Origin of the sequence: Prosthecobacter gellanilyticus (genome assembly GCF_007992435.1) — a bacterium.
Lineage (GTDB): Bacteria > Verrucomicrobiota > Verrucomicrobiia > Verrucomicrobiales > Verrucomicrobiaceae > Prosthecobacter > Prosthecobacter gellanilyticus.
In genome coordinates this window covers 382760-400962 of the sequence record NZ_BKAG01000001.1, presented here as the reverse complement: position 1 = coordinate 400962, position 18203 = coordinate 382760, and the positions used below count along the sequence as shown (strand labels likewise).

The 18203-nt window shown below is 60.1% G+C and carries 9 protein-coding genes; 3 read left to right on the top strand and 6 right to left on the bottom strand.

Annotated elements, in window-relative coordinates; genetic code table 11:
* The 4 genes from BGE01nite_RS01460 to BGE01nite_RS01445 form a co-directional block, all read right to left on the bottom strand.
* The coding region (locus BGE01nite_RS01460; protein ID WP_170266518.1) for a S8 family serine peptidase at positions 1 to 2702 on the bottom strand (2702 nt) is incomplete at its 3' end.
* Between the two features lie 388 nt (positions 2703 to 3090).
* On the bottom strand, positions 3091 to 8676 hold the full coding sequence (locus tag BGE01nite_RS01455) for a S8 family serine peptidase (protein WP_146848472.1): 5586 nt from the start codon (positions 8674 to 8676) through the stop codon (positions 3091 to 3093).
* Positions 8677 to 8912: 236 nt separating this feature from the next.
* Complete coding sequence (recA, locus tag BGE01nite_RS01450) at positions 8913 to 9989, bottom strand: recombinase RecA (protein ID WP_146848471.1); 1077 nt, start codon at positions 9987 to 9989, stop codon at positions 8913 to 8915.
* A 128-nt stretch (positions 9990 to 10117) separates the two neighbouring features.
* The gene (locus BGE01nite_RS01445; protein ID WP_146848470.1) at positions 10118 to 11101 is read right to left on the bottom strand and encodes a type II secretion system F family protein; all 984 of its coding nucleotides are present in this window, start codon (positions 11099 to 11101) and stop codon (positions 10118 to 10120) included.
* 122 nt (positions 11102 to 11223) lie between these two features.
* On the opposite strand from BGE01nite_RS01445, the gene BGE01nite_RS01440 reads away from it, so the two are divergent.
* Together BGE01nite_RS01440 and BGE01nite_RS01435 are read left to right on the top strand one after the other, a co-directional pair.
* Positions 11224 to 13236 (top strand): FG-GAP repeat domain-containing protein, encoded by a 2013-nt coding sequence (locus tag BGE01nite_RS01440; RefSeq protein WP_146848469.1) that lies wholly within the window; start codon positions 11224 to 11226, stop codon positions 13234 to 13236.
* A 69-nt stretch (positions 13237 to 13305) separates the two neighbouring features.
* The gene (locus BGE01nite_RS01435) at positions 13306 to 14274 is read left to right on the top strand and encodes a hypothetical protein (RefSeq protein WP_146848468.1); all 969 of its coding nucleotides are present in this window, start codon (positions 13306 to 13308) and stop codon (positions 14272 to 14274) included.
* Positions 14275 to 14288: 14 nt separating this feature from the next.
* Here BGE01nite_RS01435 and BGE01nite_RS01430 read toward each other — a convergent pair whose 3' ends face one another.
* Positions 14289 to 14789 (bottom strand): HD domain-containing protein, encoded by a 501-nt coding sequence (locus BGE01nite_RS01430; RefSeq protein WP_146848467.1) that lies wholly within the window; start codon positions 14787 to 14789, stop codon positions 14289 to 14291.
* Between the two features lie 9 nt (positions 14790 to 14798).
* Entirely contained in the window at positions 14799 to 16973 is a 2175-nt protein-coding gene (locus BGE01nite_RS01425) for a thioredoxin domain-containing protein (protein ID WP_146848466.1), read from the bottom strand.
* A gap of 149 nt (positions 16974 to 17122) precedes the next feature.
* Here BGE01nite_RS01425 and BGE01nite_RS01420 point away from each other — a divergent pair, with 149 nt between their 5' ends.
* The gene (locus BGE01nite_RS01420; RefSeq protein ID WP_146848465.1) at positions 17123 to 18199 is read left to right on the top strand and encodes a fatty acid desaturase; all 1077 of its coding nucleotides are present in this window, start codon (positions 17123 to 17125) and stop codon (positions 18197 to 18199) included.
* Positions 18200 to 18203 lie beyond the last annotated feature (4 nt).

Here is an 18203-nt window from a genome sequence, read left to right as displayed (position 1 = left end):
CCAGCATCCGCAGCCTTGCAGGTGATTTGATAGATCTCTGCCGTGCTCGGAGGCAGGAGGGCCGATGCCGTGGGGGAGATGCTAAATTCAGATGCCTGAAGACCCAGGATGGCAGGGGTGACGATGAGGTTGGCGCTGCCCGTGTTGCGAATGGTGATCGTGGTGGAGTAGGTCTCTGCGGTGTGCGCGTTGCCAAAATGGATTTTGGAGAGGCCTGCGATCAGAGAGCTTCCTGCCGCCGAATTCACCGCGATCTCCGGTTCCGGCAGACCCGTGCCTGTGAGAGCAATGTCGAAGGGGTTTTCATCTGCATCATTGCTGGCGATGCGGAGCACGGCGGTGCGCGCGCCTGAGTATTGGGGGGCGAAGGTCACATTCAGCAAAAACTCCCCTCCAGGCTCGATGGGGTCCGCCAGCTCCGGGGTGAAGAAGTCAGCGGCGTGGGTGCCCGTCCTGGTGAATTGCAGGCCAGTCAGCGGCGCTGTGCCGGTATTCCGGATGCGCAGGACTTTGGTCGCGCTCAAACCATGCGTCACCGGGCTGAACGCCAGGGTTCCTGCGCCATCGCTCATTTCCTGGGTGTCTTCAAAGACAGCGATCTCCGGCATCAGGGTGCCGATGCCTGCCAGGCTGATGTTGAAGGGATTTTCATCCGTGTCATTGCTGGCAATGCTGAGTGCTGCGCTGCACAGCCCGGGGGTCTGGGGAGTGAAGGTCACGTTCAGCGTGAGCTCGGCACCAGGCGGCAAACTGTCCGCGATGGTTGAGACGGAAAAGTTGCTGGCCGCATCACTCGTCTTTTCAACCTGCAAGCCACTCAGCGTGACCGTGCCAACGTTCTGGATGCGCAAGACCTTGGTCACACTGAAACCATAGCTGACAATGCCATAGGCCAGGGCGGCATCTCCATCCGTGAGTTCCAGGGTGTCTTCAAAGACGGCGATGTCCGGTACAGGCACACCGCTGCCGCTCACATGAATGACGAAAGGATTTTCGTCCGGGTCATTGCTGGAGATTTCAATGTCCGCCTGGCGGGAACCGGCGGCCGACGGCGTGAAACGGACGTCAAAGGTCATGCTCTGCCCGGGTAACAGAGACGTGGGCAGGGACGACGCGAGAGTGTAGTCCTGCGCATGGCTGCCTTCGAAAGAGACGGCGATCCCGGAGAGGTCCAGCCGACCTGAATTCCTCACCGTGTAGGTCAAGGTTGAAAACTTTCCGAGATCGGTCGCAGGGAAGGTCTCGCTTCCGGTATCACTGACAAGGCTCGTCCCTGCTGGGTTCTCGATGGCGATCTCCACCAGCGCCGCCAGGCCGAGCGTTTGCAAGTTCAAGCGTTTGCCGGTGACACAAATCCCATTGAAGGCTGGCTTGCTTTCCGAGAACTGAAAAATCATGCTTTTCACCTCTTGCCAGGTCGCCTGGGGGCGTGCCGCCCAAATGATGGCCGCGGCGGCGGTCACATGAGGTGTGGCCATCGAGGTGCCCGTTAAGTTGCTGTAGGCATTGCCGCGGATCGTGCTGGGGATCGAGGTCCCGGGAGCAAAGATGTCCACGGCGAGCGACCCGTAGTTGCTGGTCGTCGAACGGACATCATTGCGGTCGGAGTTACCGACGGAGATGATATTGGCCTGGGGGTGGCTGCTGGGAAAATTGGGCGTGTTGTCGTTGTTCGCGCCTTGGTTGCCCGCGCAGATCACATACAGCATGCCCTGCGCCTGCCCGGCCGTGATCTCGTTGGAGACGCCGGTGCTGTTCGGGTAGTTCTGCAGAGACATGCTGACCAGACGTACATTCAGCGTCCTGGCGTAGCCCAGGGCAGCGATCATGTTGGAGGTGCTGCCGGCATTGGAGTCATTCAGTACTTTCAGCGCGATAATCTTCGCCTCGGGGAAAATGCCGGCGACACCCAATCCATTGTTACGCCGTGCGACGATGGTCCCGCTAACATGCGTGCCATGGTCATGATCATCCATAGGATCGTTGTCATCGTTCGTAAAATCCCAGCCGCGGTAGTCATCGATCTTGCCATTGCCATCATCATCAATGCCGTTGCCCGGGGTGTCCGCACTCCGGGTCCAAAGCGCACCGACGAGGTCCTGATGATTGTAGTCCAGGCCGCTGTCCAGCACCGCTACCGGGATGGATGGCAAGGTGGGCAGGAGGTCCCAGAGCTCCGGGGCATCCACATCTGCATCCACGGTACCTCCGGACTGGCCAACGTTGTGCAGATGCCATTGCGTGCCGAAGCTGGTGTCATTCGGGATCAGGGCTCCGGAGCCCACGCCATCCGGCTCGGCGGCCAGCACATCCGTCAAGGCAGCCAGTCTGCTGGAGGCCTCGGGAACGGCATCCAGGTCATGACGGCCCAGGTGCACCAGGACCGATGAGGTGTTCGGGATGATCTGTGCCTGCCGAAATCCGGCCTGGTGGATGGATGCCAGCGCCTGCGGGGGATCTGCCTCCGACTTCAGCGCCACCACCACCTGGTCGGCGATGGAGATCTGGCTGTGGATCACCTCTTCCGCGGCCGCGCCACCCAGGTCCTGATCCACCCGCAGATACGGCTGCTCGAAATTGGTCTCAACCAGCCAGGATCTCTGCCGTGGCGAACCCGCCTTGGCAGGTTCGTCCCGCATGTCCAGGATGTTGAGCAGTCGAATGGCGCTGCCCGCTTTCTTCAGCGGGTCGACAGCGCTCATCTCCGCAGATGTCCAAGTCCGCTTGCTCACAGAGAGGGAGGCGGAAGGAACCCCGGGAAGAGCATTTTCGATCCGCGGACTGCCGCGTTCGCTGACCGGTGTGTCGTGACTGGCTCTAGTGGCCAACCAGAAAATACCACTGAGCAAGAGAAGCAGTGACAGGGCCCGAGGCTTGCTGATGAACCGAAGAATAACCAAAAAGAACCGCATGCTGATATTGGCGATCTTAGGAGCGTTCTCTCAGGATGTCGAGAGCGGCGGAAGGTTCACCGACCCTTGTCCGCGACTTTTGTCGCACGCATGAGATCACTGACCGCGTCTCCAAAGAATGACCCGAGCATGTCAGAGAATTGGTTTGTCATGACAAACCCTCTCACCAGCACGCTCCTCACTCCAGCCTGACAGGGGCAGACTGGATGGGCGAGGTGCCCAGTGCGGATGAGGGCAGCAAATAATGACCACGGCCTTCCCGCATGCTGCCCTGGCGAATGAGGATGCCAGCAAAGGGGACGGTGACAGCGGGGCGGCCTTCCTTGAAGTTCCCCGTGAAGACGCCGGTTCTCGAATCGATGCTCAAACCGAAGGCAAGATTGTTCAACGGCACGACGACCTGGTTCGGCTTCATGAGTGTGAAGGGCAGCGAGAAGCCGCTGATGAGGGACTGGGTGAAGGTGAGCGCGACGTTTGGCGAATGATTCGTTAGGCCAAGGTAAGCATGGAGATTGCCAGGGACATACTTGCCGCCCTGCAGCAGCAACGTGTGCGGAGTGAACCCGTCCCGGTAGCTGCGGTCAGTGCTGGTGAGCGGCCGGGGTATCTTGTACCAGTCCAGGAGGGGTGCGGTGTCAGGAGCAGGAAATCCCGCGCCGATGATGAAGGTGCGCCCCTGGAGACTGCCGGTGTTTTGGTAGAGCGGCACATGCAGCGGCATGCCCAGGCTGGCGTCTAGAAAGGTGCCGAAAGTCAGCGTGGTTCCATCGGCGTTGCGGCCGGTCCAGGTGACCGTCCCGGCGGGGGTGATGCGTAGCTGCACAAATCCCTCCCCCTGCGGGAAGGGGCTGTCATTGGCCAGGGTGGCAGCACCGAGCTTCAGCACGGCATTGAAAAGGCCCTGTTGATCCAGCGGGACTGGATTCGACAAACTCCACGAACTGCGCCGTGCTTCGATGATGGCATCAAGAGCGACCCCATCACGCTCATGCCGGGTCAGCGCATGCAGATGATCATGCACAGCAATGAGTGTTCCGGTGCTGGCATCGACGCCGAGAGCCACTGGACGATCAAGGGAACCCGCCCCATCCACCGGGTCCGAGATGCGGGCGGCGATGCCATTGCGGTTGAGCTGCACAAGCACGGAATCACCGACCACCAGCGTGCCATTGCCCAGGGAGAGAATGCCGATGGGCTCATTGAAGCGGGCATTCGCAAACAGCCCGTCCGCCTTTCCCGCGACCTTCGGGGCTCCTGCGTAGGTGGTGACGACGCCTGTGGTCGTGACCTTGCGGATGACACGGTTCAGCGTGTCCGTCACAAAGAGCGCCTTCAAGACCGGGTCATAGGTGATGCCCCGCGGAGAATGAAACAGGGCACCGGTGCCCGATCCATCTTTGTGTCCAGGAATGCCAGCCTTTCCAGCGAGGGTGCTGACGACCCGGAGGGGAGTGATTTTGCGGATGAGGTGGCTGCCGCGGTCCGCCACATACATGTTTCCCGCCAGATCGAAACAAAGTGCGCAGGGCTGGTGAAAACGGGCAACGGCACCGGTGCCATCCTTGCTGCCTACCTGGGCCTCGCTGCCAGCGAACGTGGTCACCTCTCCAGAAGGCGTGATCTTCTGGATGGTGGAGCTGCCCGTGTCCGCGACATAGAGATTGCCCGCAGTATCGAGAGCGAGGCCTTCAGGACCGTTGAAGCCCGTGCCGCCTGCGGTGCCGCCGCCCGGGGAAGGATTGGGGAGATCCGCAAACACCTCCGCGTCATGTTCTCCGGAGTGCAGAAGACGGATGGCCTGATTACCCGTGTCCGCGAGATAGCAATTGCCGTTAGGCGAAACGGCGATGCCTGAGGGGCTGTCCAGAGACGCACCTCCAGCGGCAGATCCACCCTCCACGTCCGGAGCAGGGCTGAAACATAGCGCGAGCTCGCTGGTGACACGCTCGATCCTGGGCTCGATGATCCTGCCCTGCAGCACATGGGCAGCCACAGGAATGTGGCACTCCAGCCGCAAATCACCCAGGCTGGCCGGGACACGCCTGATGGTGAGATTCGCCGTCGGATCGTGGCCTGAAGCGGCATCCAGAGCACCCACGATGCTGTGCTTCTGCCCCGCCAGCATGGCAGAGCCGGAAACCGCACCGGTCAAGCTGACCGTAAGCTGCACATGGCCGCCAAGGCCGAAGTTTGAGTGTCCGGCACGCGCCACGGTGCCATGAAAGGAACCGGTGACGGATGGATCAAGAGCCTCGATGACCAGGGGAAATTCCAACGAGGGACCGGAGCCGTAAAGGTTGGAAGCTTGGAAGGTGATCTTGTTCGGGATGTATCCACCGGAGGCGTCTTTCTTGCTGGCCGTGACCGGCTTGCCGGTGATGCGACCGCTCCTGCGGTCGATGCTCAGACCTTTAGGCAGCCCCGTGACAGTGAAGCTGCTAGGGAGTGATGTCGCCGACACGGTCTCGTCGATGCTTTCGCTGACCGACACCGTGGCAGGGATGGGGATCGGGTGCATGTGCGGTGCCGCATCAACGACATCCACCCGGGTCGGGCCCTGGAGCAGTTCGGGGTCGTCAGCGCCAGGGATATCGAGCGTGACCAGGCAGGTGTAAGTGCCGGAGTCTGCCACCCTGATCTTGGAGAGGGTGAGAGTAGCCTTGTCAGCGCCTGTGATGACCGTGCCGTTTAGACCCAGGGGATCATTGGCCAGGGGCTGGTCATCCCCTTCCCGCCGCCAGGAGTACTTCACGGTCACGCCGGCAGCACTGGGAGCTGCCACCGTGCACTTGAGGTTCAGCGTCGCCCCTGCTTTCAAGAGCTGGTCTCCCGGACCCTGGGTCATGACGGCGACGTAGGCCGTGGAAGTCACGGGCGGACCGATCGGATTATCCGCGACGAGAGTGTAGACAGCCGCATCCGAGGTCCTCGAGGACAAAATGCGCAGCTCATCGTCCGTGGCACCGCTGATGTTAATGCCGCCCCGCTTCCACTGGAAGCTCATGAGCGGGTCACCGGTGACCCGCGCACTCAAGACCAGGGGTGAACCTGCTGGCAGCAACTGGCTTTGCAGTGGCTCGGCAAAGACCGGCGGCTCCGGCTGCACCGCCATGGCCTGCAGCCCCACGTCAAAGGGGCTTTCATCCGCGTCATTGCTGGTGATGCGCAGAGTGGCCGAACGCAGACCTGTGGCGGTGGGTCGGCAGGTGACCGGGTAGTACTCAGCCTTGCCTGGCGCCACGACAGCAGGCTTGGACAAGGAGAAGCCAAAGTCCGCCAAATGCGCGCCCACCATGGAGGGAGTGATGGTCAGACTGGCCGTTCCCAGATTGCGAACCACCAAGGTGGTGGAGTAAAGGCCCGAGATGCGTGTGGTGCCAAAGTTGATGACGGATTCGCCAGCCGTTAAAGGGGTCGCTGAGGTGGTGTTCAAGCTCAACGAGATCTCGGGTTCCACCACACCGGTTCCCATGAGGCTGATGTTGAAGGGACTTTCATCCGTATCGTTGCTGGTGATGTTGAGCGCGGCGTGGCGCTCTCCAGAGGCCTGGGGATCAAACGTCACATGCACCCATGTCTCAGCACCCGGGACTAGCCTCCCCACCAGAGGTGACACGGCAAACTCCGTCACCTGCGGCCCTGACCTGCTGATTTGCAGACCGGTCAATGCAGCCGTGCCCGCGTTCACAATGCGGAGGGTCTTGATCACATCCGCACCTTTTGGAACCGCTCCGAAGTCGAGGGTGTCCACGCCATCCGTCAACTCACGGCTGCCCTCGAAAATCACAATCTCAGGAACAGTCACGCCAAGGCCCGTCACAGGGATTCCAAACGTGCTCTCATCCGGATCGTTGCTGGACACTTCGATAAGCGCGGTGCGCTCACCAGCCGCTGATGGAGAAAAGCGGATCGTAAAAGTACCGCTGGCATCTGGCAGCAAGGATCCAGGGGGTGCCGCCACGACCGCGAAATCGTGCGCATACTTGCCTGTGATTGAAACCCCCAGCCCGGACAGGGCCGCCTTCCCCGTGTTTTTGACCGTGAATGTGAGGGTGGATTCCTGCCCAACCACAAGGCTGCCAAAGGAACTGCTCCCCACATTGCTGACGAGGTTGGTGCCGACCGGCTGCTCAACAGCAATTTCGGGCAGCACCGCCACCGCGACCATGTGCAGGTTCAATCGTTTGCCCGTGGCACAGAGGCCCTGGAGAGAAGCCAGGGGTTCCGAGTATTGAATCAACAAGCTCCTCACCTGCTCCCACGAAGACTGCGGCCGCAATGACCAGAGCATGGCCGCTGCCGCGGTCACATGCGGCGCCGACATGGAGGTGCCGATGAAGCTGTAGTAGTTGTTGTTTCGTATCGTGCTGGGGATCAGCGTGCCCGGGGCAAAAATGTCCACCGCGATGGGGCCGTAGTTCGAGGCTTCGCTGCCGGTCCAGCGGTTGTCATTCCGGTCGGAGTTGCCGACACAAATGATGTTGTGGTGAGGAAAGCTGCCCGGGAAGTTTGGGTAGATGTCGATGTTGGCACCCTGGTTGCCTGCGCTGACGACATACAGGATGCCGTGGTCCTGCCCGGTGGCCAGCTCGTTCAAGAGGCTGATGTTCTCGGGATAGCCCTGGACGGACATATTGACGAGCTTCACGCCCAGCGTCCGCACGTAGCTCAGCGCTTCCACCAAGTCCGAGGTGGTTCCCTGACTTCCCTGGCCCAGCACCTTCACGGGCACGATCCGTGCCTCAGGAAAAATCCCCGCGATGCCCAGGCCGTTGTTCCGGCGTGCGGCAATGATGCCGCTGACATGAGTGCCGTGATCATTGTCGTCCATGGGATCGTTGGTCCGGTTCACAAAATCCCAGCCTCGGAAGTCGTCGATCTTGCCATTGTTGTCGTCGTCGATGCCGTTGGCGGGAATCTCCGCACTGTTGATCCACAGCGCTCCAACCAGATCCTTGTGATTGTAGTCCATTCCGGTGTCCAGGACGGCCACGGGAAAGGGTGGCATGGTGGGCAGCAGCTCCCAGAGTTCCGGAGCATCCACATCCGCGTCCACCACCCCTCCAGACTGCCCGGTGTTATAAAGGTTCCATTGGTTGCCAAAACTCGGGTCGTTGGGCGTGGTCATGGCCGCACCGCCCACACCGTCTGGCTCGGCCGCCAGCACCTCCTTCAAGGCCGCCAGCTTCACCGCAGCCTCTGGAAGCGCATCCAGATCATGGCGGTCCAGATTCACCAGCACTGACGAGGTGCCAGGGAGAATCCGGACCTGCTCAAAGCCAGCGCTTTGCATGGATTTAACAGCGCTCTGAGGGTCTGCCTCCGCCTTGAGCACGGTCAGCATCTGGTCGGCCACATAGATGTGACTGCGGGTCACCTTGTCACCGCTTCCAAGTTGCAGTTCCTGGTCCACCCGGAGGTAGCGGTGCTGGAAGTTCGTCTCCACCAGCCAGGACCGGCGCGTGCCGGTGCGCCCGTTTGCAGGGGTCTCCCGCATCTCCAGAATCTTGATCAGGGAGAGGGGGGTGCCCGCTGCTTTCAAGGGGTTCACAGCCACCGTCTCTTCCGCTGTCCAGCTTGTCCTCACCGAGGTGGCCGCCTGGAATTCGAGCGGCTGCCTCTGGGCACGAGCATCACTGGTCTGTCCGGTGGGGCGTTCATTCGGAACGCGACTGACCCACCAAAGCAGACAGCTGGCTGAAAGTATAAAAATGAAACCCTGATGCTTCTTGAAGAGCTTCAGGGGACCCAAAAACGGTCGCATACGATTTGCCCGATCTTACGGGAAGTCACCCCCTTATGTCTAGGACTCTATCTTTGATATGTGAGCGGCCTCATCAGCCCTTCCAGCACGGTCAAACGAACCTCCACGCGAGTCATCCGGCACCCCCCGAAAAAAGTTCAAGGAAGGCAGTCTGACTGCCTTCCTTGACTCGATGAACAAAGATGATCTTGATGACTGTGACCACGGACACTCTCCATGGCTCCAGCCCACTCCGGTTACTCCGCTGAACCACCACCACCGCCCGTTGAGATACCCTTCTCAGCCAGCTTGGCCTTCACGGCTTCTTCAATGTCAGCGTAGAGAGCGGCGTCAGCCTTGAGCGCTTCCTTGGCGGCATCACGGCCTTGGGCCAGCTGGCTGCCTTTGTAGCTGATCCAGGAGCCGCGCTTTTGCAGAATGTCGAACTCCATGGCCAGATCGAGCATGGAGCCCACATTGGAGATGCCCTCGTTGTACATGATGTCGAACTCGGCCTCCGTGTAGGGCGGGGCCAGCTTGTTTTTCACCACCTTCACCTTCGTGCGGTTGCCGGTCACGGTGCCGTCACTGCTCTTGATGGCGCCGATGCGGCGGATGTCCACACGCACGCTGGCATAGAACTTCAGGGCCTTGCCGCCAGGGGTGGTTTCAGGGTTGCCAAACATGACGCCGATCTTCTCACGGATCTGGTTGGTGAAGATGACGCAGGTGCGGGCCTTGCTGATGATGGCGGTGAGCTTTCTCAGCGCGGCGCTCATGAGGCGGGCCTGAGCGCCCACGGTGCTGTCACCGATCTCACCTTCCAGTTCCTGACGGGTGACCAAGGCGGCTACGGAGTCGATGACGATGATATCGAGTGCATTGGAGCGGACGAGGGTCTCGCAGATGCGCAGGGCCTCTTCACCGGAGCCGGGCTGGGAGACGAGCATCTCGTCCATCTTCACGCCGAGACGGCGGGCGTAGTTGGAGTCGAGCGCATGTTCCACATCGATGAAAGCCGCCAGACCGCCTGCCCTCTGCGCCTGGGCCACAGCCGTGAGAGTAAGAGTCGTTTTACCCGAAGACTCAGGACCATACACTTCCACGATACGACCGCGGGCAAAGCCGCCGACGCCGAGCGCCTGGTCGATCAGCAAGTTACCCGTCGGAATGACCGCCACATCGACCTTGTGATCACCCACCATGCGCAGGATGGAGCCCTCGCCGTAGTCCTTTTGGATCTGCTGGATGGCCAGATCCAGGTTCCTGGCACGAGCTTCAGCGATCTTGTTCGTGTTCGGTTCAGCGGAGGTGTCTTTGGGTGCTTTGGCCATAATCGTGTGATGTGTATTTAATTTATGTTCGGGCGAACACTTTGTTTCACTCCGCGTGTTTCGTCCAGCTTTTTCTAACGGGGGCGTGTTTTAAGCAGGTCCATCCAGCTCCCGCAAGCCCCCTCTGCTCACTCATAGGGCTTCAACATCCCGCCGTAGATGCCCTGCACCATGCCGATGATCCGCCACAGAACAAACAGCACCACGATGAAATAACCGACCTTCGGCAGCCACTGCGCGGCGCGGTCGATGGACTCATGAGCGGCCAGGGTTTCATTGGTGGACCAGCGGGCCACCTCCTCATCGATCTTCCCGACCTCCTCCGCAGTGGCGAGAGCGTTCACGAAATCGATGTCAAAACCGCCGCTGTCCGCCAGAGATTCCCCGAGCGGCCCGCCTTCCATCACCTTTTCAGCCGCGCGCTCGGAAGCCTGAAACAGGACGCCGCTTTGGGAGGCCTGCCCGGACAGCTTCACCACCTCCACCATGTTCACAGAGGCGAGCATGCAGGCATGGGAAACCTGGCAGAAGCGGGCCAGTGCCCAGTGCCGGCGGGCCGCACCCGCAAAAGGAATGCGGTTGAGCCAGGCATCAATGCTGGCGGATGCGGAGGCGCGATGGCTCAACCAGCGCCAGAGCCACATGCCGCCCAGGATGAGCCCCCAGAGAATGATCAGACCGATCACCATGCGCCGCTCGGGGTGATCCCCTTCCTGCGCCACAATGAGCGCGGGGAGCTCTGGCAGCAGGAGAGCAAGGTGCGCCAGGATGAGCGGGTAGATCATGGCCTGCCGCGCCTTCTGTCCTGCACCATCCATGGCGGCAAAGTAGCGCGCCAGATGATTGAAAGACATGCCCAGCCTGCCAGAGCGCTCACCCGCATCGATCAAGGCCACCTCCAGACTGGTCGCGAGCTCTGCATTGTACTTTCTGACTGAGTCCGCGAGGCCCATGCCTTCGCTGAGTCCGCGCTGCAGACCTTCCAGATATTGCCGCCTTCCGCGGTGCGACTTCTGCGCCAGCAAAAGCTCCAGGGAGCGGTCCAGATGCAGGGCTCCTTCGACGAGTTTTGCCAGTTCGCGGTAGAGCGTGGCCTTGTCACGATACTTCATGCGTCTTTATCCCTGGATGCCTGACTGAGGTCAAGCATCGTCATTTCACAGGCAAGATTCCATGATGGCTTTCTGCTCAACTTCTCTCCAGCCTCACGTTACTCTCCGCCCCTCCACCAACCATGCGCCTGTCCCCTCTTTCCCTCCTGGCCTCTTCCGCGCTGCTCTGCGGCTCTTCCTTCGCCGCGGAAGGCCTCACACCGCTCAAGTACAACAACCCCGGCCTCACCGTGGATCTCGGCGTGGGCCTGTGGGCCTGGCCGCTGCCCATGGACTTCGATGGCGATGGTGATCTCGACCTGGTGGTGAACTGCCCGGACAAACCCTACAACGGTGTGTACTTCTTTGAGAATGCAACGGGCGATACCGCGAAGAACAAGATGCCTGTGTTCAAGCCAGGCAAGCGCATCAGCAAAGGTGCGCAGAATGTGCAGGTCAGTTATGTGGACGGCAAACCGGTGGTGCTTTCCCCCGGTTATGCGCATCCCGACTTTTTGAAAACTGGCATCGACCAGTCCGTGAAGCTCGGCCCGCCTGCAAACGTCCACATGAACAAGGTGCGCGCGAACATGTGGCGCATGGTGGACTATGATGGCGATGGCAAGAACGACCTCATCGTCGGTGTGGGTGACTGGACCGAGTACGGCTGGGACAATGCCTACAGCGCTGACGGCCGCTGGATGAACGGCCCGATCCGCGGCTATGTGTATCTGCTCAGCAACACCGGCACAAACGAGGCACCGAAGTATGACAAGGCGAAGAAGGTCATGGCCACGGACCGGCCTGTCGAAACTTTTGGTTGGCCGTCTCCGAACTTCGCGGACTTCGATGCTGATGGTGATCTCGATCTGCTCTGCGGCGAGTTTCTCGACGGCTTCACTTATTTCCAAAACACTGGCACACGCACCAAGCCGAAGTATGCGCTCGGCGTGCGCTTGAAGGCGGACACGGGGCGCTATCTCACCATGGATCTCGAGATGATCACTCCGACCGCCATCGACTGGGACAAGGACGGTGATGTGGATCTTATCTGCGGTGATGAAGATGGTCGTGTGGCGTTCATCGAGAACACCGGCAAGTTTGACAACAAAGCGCCTGTCTATGCCGAGCCTGTTTATTTCAAGCAGGAAGCGGATCAGGTGAAGTTTGGTTCGCTTGTCACCCCTGTCGGTTATGACTGGGATGGCGATGGCGACACGGACCTCCTCTGTGGTAACACAGCTGGTTATGTCGCCTTCATCGAAAACCTCAGCGGCAAAGGTGTGGAGAAGCCGAAGTGGGCCGCACCTGTCCGTCTCGAAGCGGATGGCAAAGTCATTCGCCCCATGGCTGGTCCGAATGGTTCCATCCAGGGCCCTTGTGAAGCCAAGTGGGGTTACAGCACGCAGACCGTGGCGGATTGGGATGGTGATGGACTGCCGGACCTGCTGCTGAATTCCATCCTCGGCAAAGTGCTGTGGTACAAGAACGTCGGCACCCGTCAGAAGCCCAAGCTTTCCGCAGGCCAGCCCATCGAAGTCGAGTGGAATGGCGAGCAGCCGCATCTCGCCTACGGCTGGCTGCGCCCGGAAGGCAAGGCCCTGCTCACCCAGTGGCGCACCACGCCGGTCGGCATTGATTGGAACAAGGATGGTCTGACTGATCTTGTCATGCTCGACCAGGAAGGTTATCTGGCCTTCTTCGAGCGAGCCAAGCAGGACGGCAAACTCATCCTCAAGCATCCGCAGCGTGTCATCTGCGCCTCCAAGGAATCACAGGCTCCCGGTCTTCTCGACAAGGCTCTCGAACATCTCAAGGTGAAGACGCCGGTGGCCATGACCCCCGGCGAGCCTCTGCGCCTGAACTCCGGCATCGCTGGCAAGAGTGGTCGTCGCAAGATCTGCATCATGGACTGGGACCAGGACGGCAAGGTGGACATCCTGCTGAACTCCGCGAACGCCAACTTCCTCCGCCAAACCAACAATGCGGAAGGCAAGTGGTTCTTCGCCGACATGGGCCTGCTCTCCGATGCCAACATTGAAGGCCACGACGTCAGCCCCACCACCGTCGACTTCAACGACGACGGCGTGCCTGACTTCGTCGGCGGCGCCGAAGATGGTCATCTTTACTACCTGCGCAATCCGAAGGCGAAATGAGTTAGCAGACGTTCCAGGATAAACCAATTTGGCTTTCTTGATCTGAAGCCATTGGTCTATCCTGGGCGCATGAAAATCATCTTCTGCATGGTGGCAGTCCTGACGGCTTCATGGGCACAGGTCATGGCTCAATCTGCCGCAGTGATGGATGCGGTGCAGTTTCTCACCAAGGATGTGGGTGAACTCAAGATCTCCTGTGACACCTTTGCGGAGGCTGTCGAACAATTGAGGAAAGCGGCATCAAGTCCGGAGCTTGAAGCCCCCAAGATAGGAGTGGTGAGCTATGCATCGCCACAGAGTTCGGACGAGTTTCCCTTTTGTGGCGAATACAAGATGGAGGTTTCGGTGAACCTTTCGGATGTTTCAGGGCATGAAGCACTGGACCTGCTCTGTTCTGCTTGTGGCTATGCTCTAGACCTGAAGTATGGCGAACTTCGCTGTTTTGAGGTCCCGTATGTCACACCGAATCCGAGAGTTCATCTCTCCACAGATTTGAAAGCCTCGGCTTATGCAGGACTTCGGCGCGTGGTTTTGCCCGGCTTCCAAGCAGACAAGATGCCTCTGATGGAGGCCGTGGACCTGCTTCGCAGTTCAGCGGCTAAGGTGAGTGGCAAGCGAGTTCTTCCCATCGCCGTCGTGGATTATCAGCTGCGATCCAGAGATTCCATCAGCTTGTTCAAGGACCAAGCTGGACAGCCCATCTCGCTCAATCTCAGCGAGGTCTCCTTTGAAGATGGTTTGAGGTATGTCTCAGAACTTGCGGGCTGCACCTATCAGGTGTCTTCGGAGGGATGGATCTCCATTCATGAAGTCCCGACGCTCTATCATCCCAAGCATTGGCGCGTGGTGTCGCTCGAGAAATTTGCACGGGCGATGAAATGGAAACCATCAGACGTGATGGAATCAGACTTGGTCAGATGGATACGCCACAACTTGGAGGTAGACCTCACACTCAAGATCCATCGCGCCTCGGGGCGGGTATACTTGAGCCACTTGCATCCTGAGGAATGGAGGCAATTGCAGCAGTTGCTGGATTGAGACTGCCTGCCTGCTCACAAACTTATCTCCCCTGCCATATGCAACCACGGATCAATGCTCCCGTGATCGGCAATCTCCCGGCCAAAAGCGGTGCTCATGTATTCGGCTTCAGGAACGGTGCCGCAGCGGATGAGATCCAGCCGGTCCGCATCCCAGCAGGTACCGATGGTGGGATCGTCATGGTGATGGCCATCCGTGTGCCATTCACAGGCATAACGCAGCACCTCGAAGTCATCATCACTGAGATGGAGCCAAGTGCCGCGTAGAGTGGCGGCATATTCAGCGCCACGTTTTCCATGCCCGGGATCCCAACCATCATGCAGGCGCTTGCTGTCATGAAAGAGCGCGAAGAGCTGCACGATCTCAAGGTTCGCGCCAGAGCGAGTGGCGAGAATGCGGCCATTCCTCAAAACACGCTGCCAGTGATCCGGCCCATGAATGGAAAACGGACTCCGATGATTCGGAGCCTCGCAGACCATCTGCCAGAGAGTCTTGAAATCCGTTGGGCTAACCATGCTGAATGTCTAGCCAAGCAGCTTCTCCAGCGCTGCCGCCTCGGTGACAGGCGCCTGGCAGGTGTAGTTCTGGCAGACGTAGGCGGCGGGTTTGCCGGAGACGGGTTTCATCTCGGCGAGGGCGGCGTTGCGCTCGCCGATCCAGGCCTGGGCTTCGCCTCCATCCACGTGCAGGATGACCGCACTGGGCAGCAGGCGACTGTGCACGGTCTTCAAGAGGGCCTGAAACTCGGGGGCTGACTTGTCTCCCGCGAGCACGATCTGCTGCTTGCCGCGTTCGTTGAAGTCGGCGGCGATGACGAGCATGGGGACGGCGCTCGGGCTGTCCTTGAGCGTGGTGCCGAAGACGGTGAGGATCTTCTTCGCCTGCGCAGCGAGGACTTGATCATCGAGCATCGCAGCAAGGCGCGTGAGATTCAGCGCGGCCAGCGAGTTCGGTGAAGGCTCGGCGCCATCATAGTCTTCTTTGATGCGCAGCACGGCGTGACTCATGTCCGTGTGCACGCTGAAGTAGCCGCCTTTCTCCTTGTCGAGGAAGAGACTGTCCATCTCTGCCTGCAAGGCAGCGGCCCATTGCAGCCACTTCACATCGAGACCGGCCTGATACAGGTCTAACAAAGAATGAATGAGGCAGGCATAGTCGATGGCGAAAGCCTTTGGGCCTCGTCCGCCATCGCGCCAGCTACGATGCAGACCCTTGCCGGGTTCGGAGCAGAGCTGGTCATGGATGAACTGCGCTGCCTGAGTGCCGAGCTGGATGAACTCCGGCTCGCCAAGGGCGGCACCGGCACGGGCCAGGCCGGAGATCATGAGGCCGTTCCAGGCGGTGATGATCTTGTCATCGAGATGCGGACGCGGGCGCTTCGTGCGGGCTTCAAAGAGAGTCTTCAGACCGCGATCGAGCACTGCCTGCACTTCCTCGGGAGTCTTCTTGAAGAACTCGGCGGTCTTCTTGGCCGAATAAGCGCGGAAGAGCGTGTTCGTGCCCTTCAGCTCCTCATGCGGATCGCTCTCGGGACGGGCATTGCCATCGCGGCGAGCGCCGTAAGCATAACGAAAAGTGCTTCCATCCTCCTTGCCGAGGATGCTGTCGATCTCGGCCGCGGTCCAGATGTAGAAGGAGCCTTCCTTTTTATGGTCATCACCTTCCTTGGCGAAGCTGTCCGCATCCTCAGCGGAGTAAAAGCCGCCGTCTGCGTGGCGCAGGTCGCGCTTGGCATAACCAACGATTCGGCGGGCGACATCCGCCAGGAAGGGCGATCCGGTGACAAGATAGCCCTCGGCATAGGCCCAGAGAAGCTGGCCCTGATCATAGAGCATCTTTTCGTAGTGCGGGATGTGCCAGTAGCTGTCCACGCTGTAGCGATGGAAGCCGCCGCCCACGTGGTCCCAGATGCCGCCGTTGGCCATCGCGCGCAGGGTGCGCACGGACATCTCGCCGGCCCACTCGGCCTCGCTCTTGCGTTCCTCTTTGTTCGCCCAGGCCTGCTGCACGCGCAGCAGCAGCGTGATGGCGGAGGAGCGCGGGAACTTCGGCGCACCGCTGAAGCCGCCCTCATGGTAGTCGTAGTTGCTGGCCAGGTCGTCGTAGGCTTTCTGGACCACGGGCTCGAGCTGAGTCTCCAGGCCTTCGTTCTCGGCATCGAGGTGCTCCTGCAGCTTCGCGATGCTGCGAGTGGAGCTTTGCAGCACTTTTTCGCGGTCTTCCTTCCAGGCCTTGTTCAGCTCTCCGAGCAGGTTCTTGAAGCCGATGCGGCCACCCTTGTCCTCAGCCGGGAAATAAGTGCCGCCAAAAAAGGGCTTCAGATCCGGGGTGAGGAAGACGCTCATGGGCCAGCCGCCACCGCCGGTCGCGGCCTGCACATAGGTCATGTAGGTCAGATCCACGTCCGGGCGCTCCTCGCGGTCCACCTTCACCGGCACGAAATGCTCGTTGATCACCTGGGCGATCTCCTCGTTCTCAAAGGACTCGCGCTCCATCACGTGGCACCAATGGCAGGTGGAGTAGCCGCTGGAGAGGAAGATCGGTTTGTCCTCTGCCTTGGCCTTGGCGATCGCTTCATCGCCCCAGGGCAGCCAGTTCACAGGGTTGTGCGCATGCTGGAGGAGGTATGGAGACTTCTCCTTCGCGAGGGCATTCGTGTGCTTGGGCTGGGACTGAGACTGGACCGGGGTATCACTCATAGCAGGGGTAGAGAGGAAACGTGGCGGGCCGGGTGAGGGTTGCAAGGGGCCTCTGGATCATGGAGAATGAACCCCACCAAAAAAGGCCCGGCGGGACAGGATGGTTCCGCGAGGTCCGTTGGTGATTTTTCCGACTGTTTCGATCGACCATGGACACCCCCTCCGGCCAGCCTCTGAATGCCACCGCCAAGACCCGGCACCTGCTCTGGTGCCTGCTGCCGCAGGTGCTGATCGTGCTGTTCTGGACCGGCTGGCAGGCTGGAGGCCTCTGGCTGGCGCTGCCGAGCGTGTTTCTGATGGTCATCGTGCCGGGCCTGGACTGGCTGACTGGCTGGCAGGACGACCAGGGCTTTGAAAAGGCGCAGTTCAGTGGCTGGGAGCTCTCCCTGCTGCACTGGAACGTGCGCCTCTACGCGCTCTTTTACATGGTCGCCGTAGTCTGGTCTGTGGCTTCGCTGGAACGGTTTAGTCCCCTGGAGCTTGGGTTGTTGCTCGCTGCCTGCAGTTTGATGGCAGGCATCGGTTTCGGCGCAGGGCATGAGCTTCTGCATGGGAAGGAGCTGCCTGACCAGGTCATGCAGCGTCTGCTGACCTCGTTTCTTTTTTATCCGCATTACAAGCTCATCCACATCCGCAGCCATCATGTGCATGCCGGCACGGATGAGGACGAGAACACCGCGTGGATGAATGAAACCCTCTACGCCTATCTCTTCCGCACCATCCCGGGCAGTGCCGTGCGCTGCTGGCAGATGGAGATGCGCCGCGTGAACTCTCTCTACGGCCAGGGACTGCCCGCATTGCTGCGGAACCGCATGCTCGGTTATGTCCTGGGCCAGATCGCCATCCTCGCCAGCATGGCCGCCTTGGGTGGGATCAAAGGATTCGCCTTCTTCCTGCTGCACCTCATCGGCGCGCATGTGATCCTGGAATCGGTGAACTACATCCAGCACTACGGACTGCTGCGCAAGATGAGCGACGGGCAGTATGAGAAAACCGGCCCGGAGCATTCCTGGGACACTTACCATTTCTTCTCCAGCTACATCACCTTCCGCGTCGGTCATCATTCGAACCATCACATCGCGGTACGGCCATATTACCTGCTTTATACCCAGCCTGAAGCACCGAAGCTGCCCGTCGGTTACTTCTGGGCCATCGCGCTCGTCATGATCCCGCCGTGGTGGCGTCATGTGGCGCATCCGCGGCTGGGGCCGCAAGAGGCGGCCTAGCGAA

Excerpts from the sequence above, each read along its gene's own strand:
- BGE01nite_RS01430 (WP_146848467.1), bottom strand. The coding sequence starts at position 14,789 with ATGGTTAGCCCAACGGATTTCAAGACTCTCTGGCAGATGGTCTGCGAG.
- BGE01nite_RS01445 (WP_146848470.1), bottom strand. The coding sequence starts at position 11,101 with ATGAAGTATCGTGACAAGGCCACGCTCTACCGCGAACTGGCAAAACTC.
- BGE01nite_RS01440 (WP_146848469.1), top strand. The coding sequence starts at position 11,224 with ATGCGCCTGTCCCCTCTTTCCCTCCTGGCCTCTTCCGCGCTGCTCTGC.
- BGE01nite_RS01425 (WP_146848466.1), bottom strand. The coding sequence starts at position 16,973 with ATGAGTGATACCCCGGTCCAGTCTCAGTCCCAGCCCAAGCACACGAAT.
- recA (WP_146848471.1), bottom strand. The coding sequence starts at position 9,989 with ATGGCCAAAGCACCCAAAGACACCTCCGCTGAACCGAACACGAACAAG.
- BGE01nite_RS01420 (WP_146848465.1), top strand. The coding sequence starts at position 17,123 with ATGGACACCCCCTCCGGCCAGCCTCTGAATGCCACCGCCAAGACCCGG.
- BGE01nite_RS01435 (WP_146848468.1), top strand. The coding sequence starts at position 13,306 with ATGAAAATCATCTTCTGCATGGTGGCAGTCCTGACGGCTTCATGGGCA.
- BGE01nite_RS01455 (WP_146848472.1), bottom strand. The coding sequence starts at position 8,676 with ATGCGACCGTTTTTGGGTCCCCTGAAGCTCTTCAAGAAGCATCAGGGT.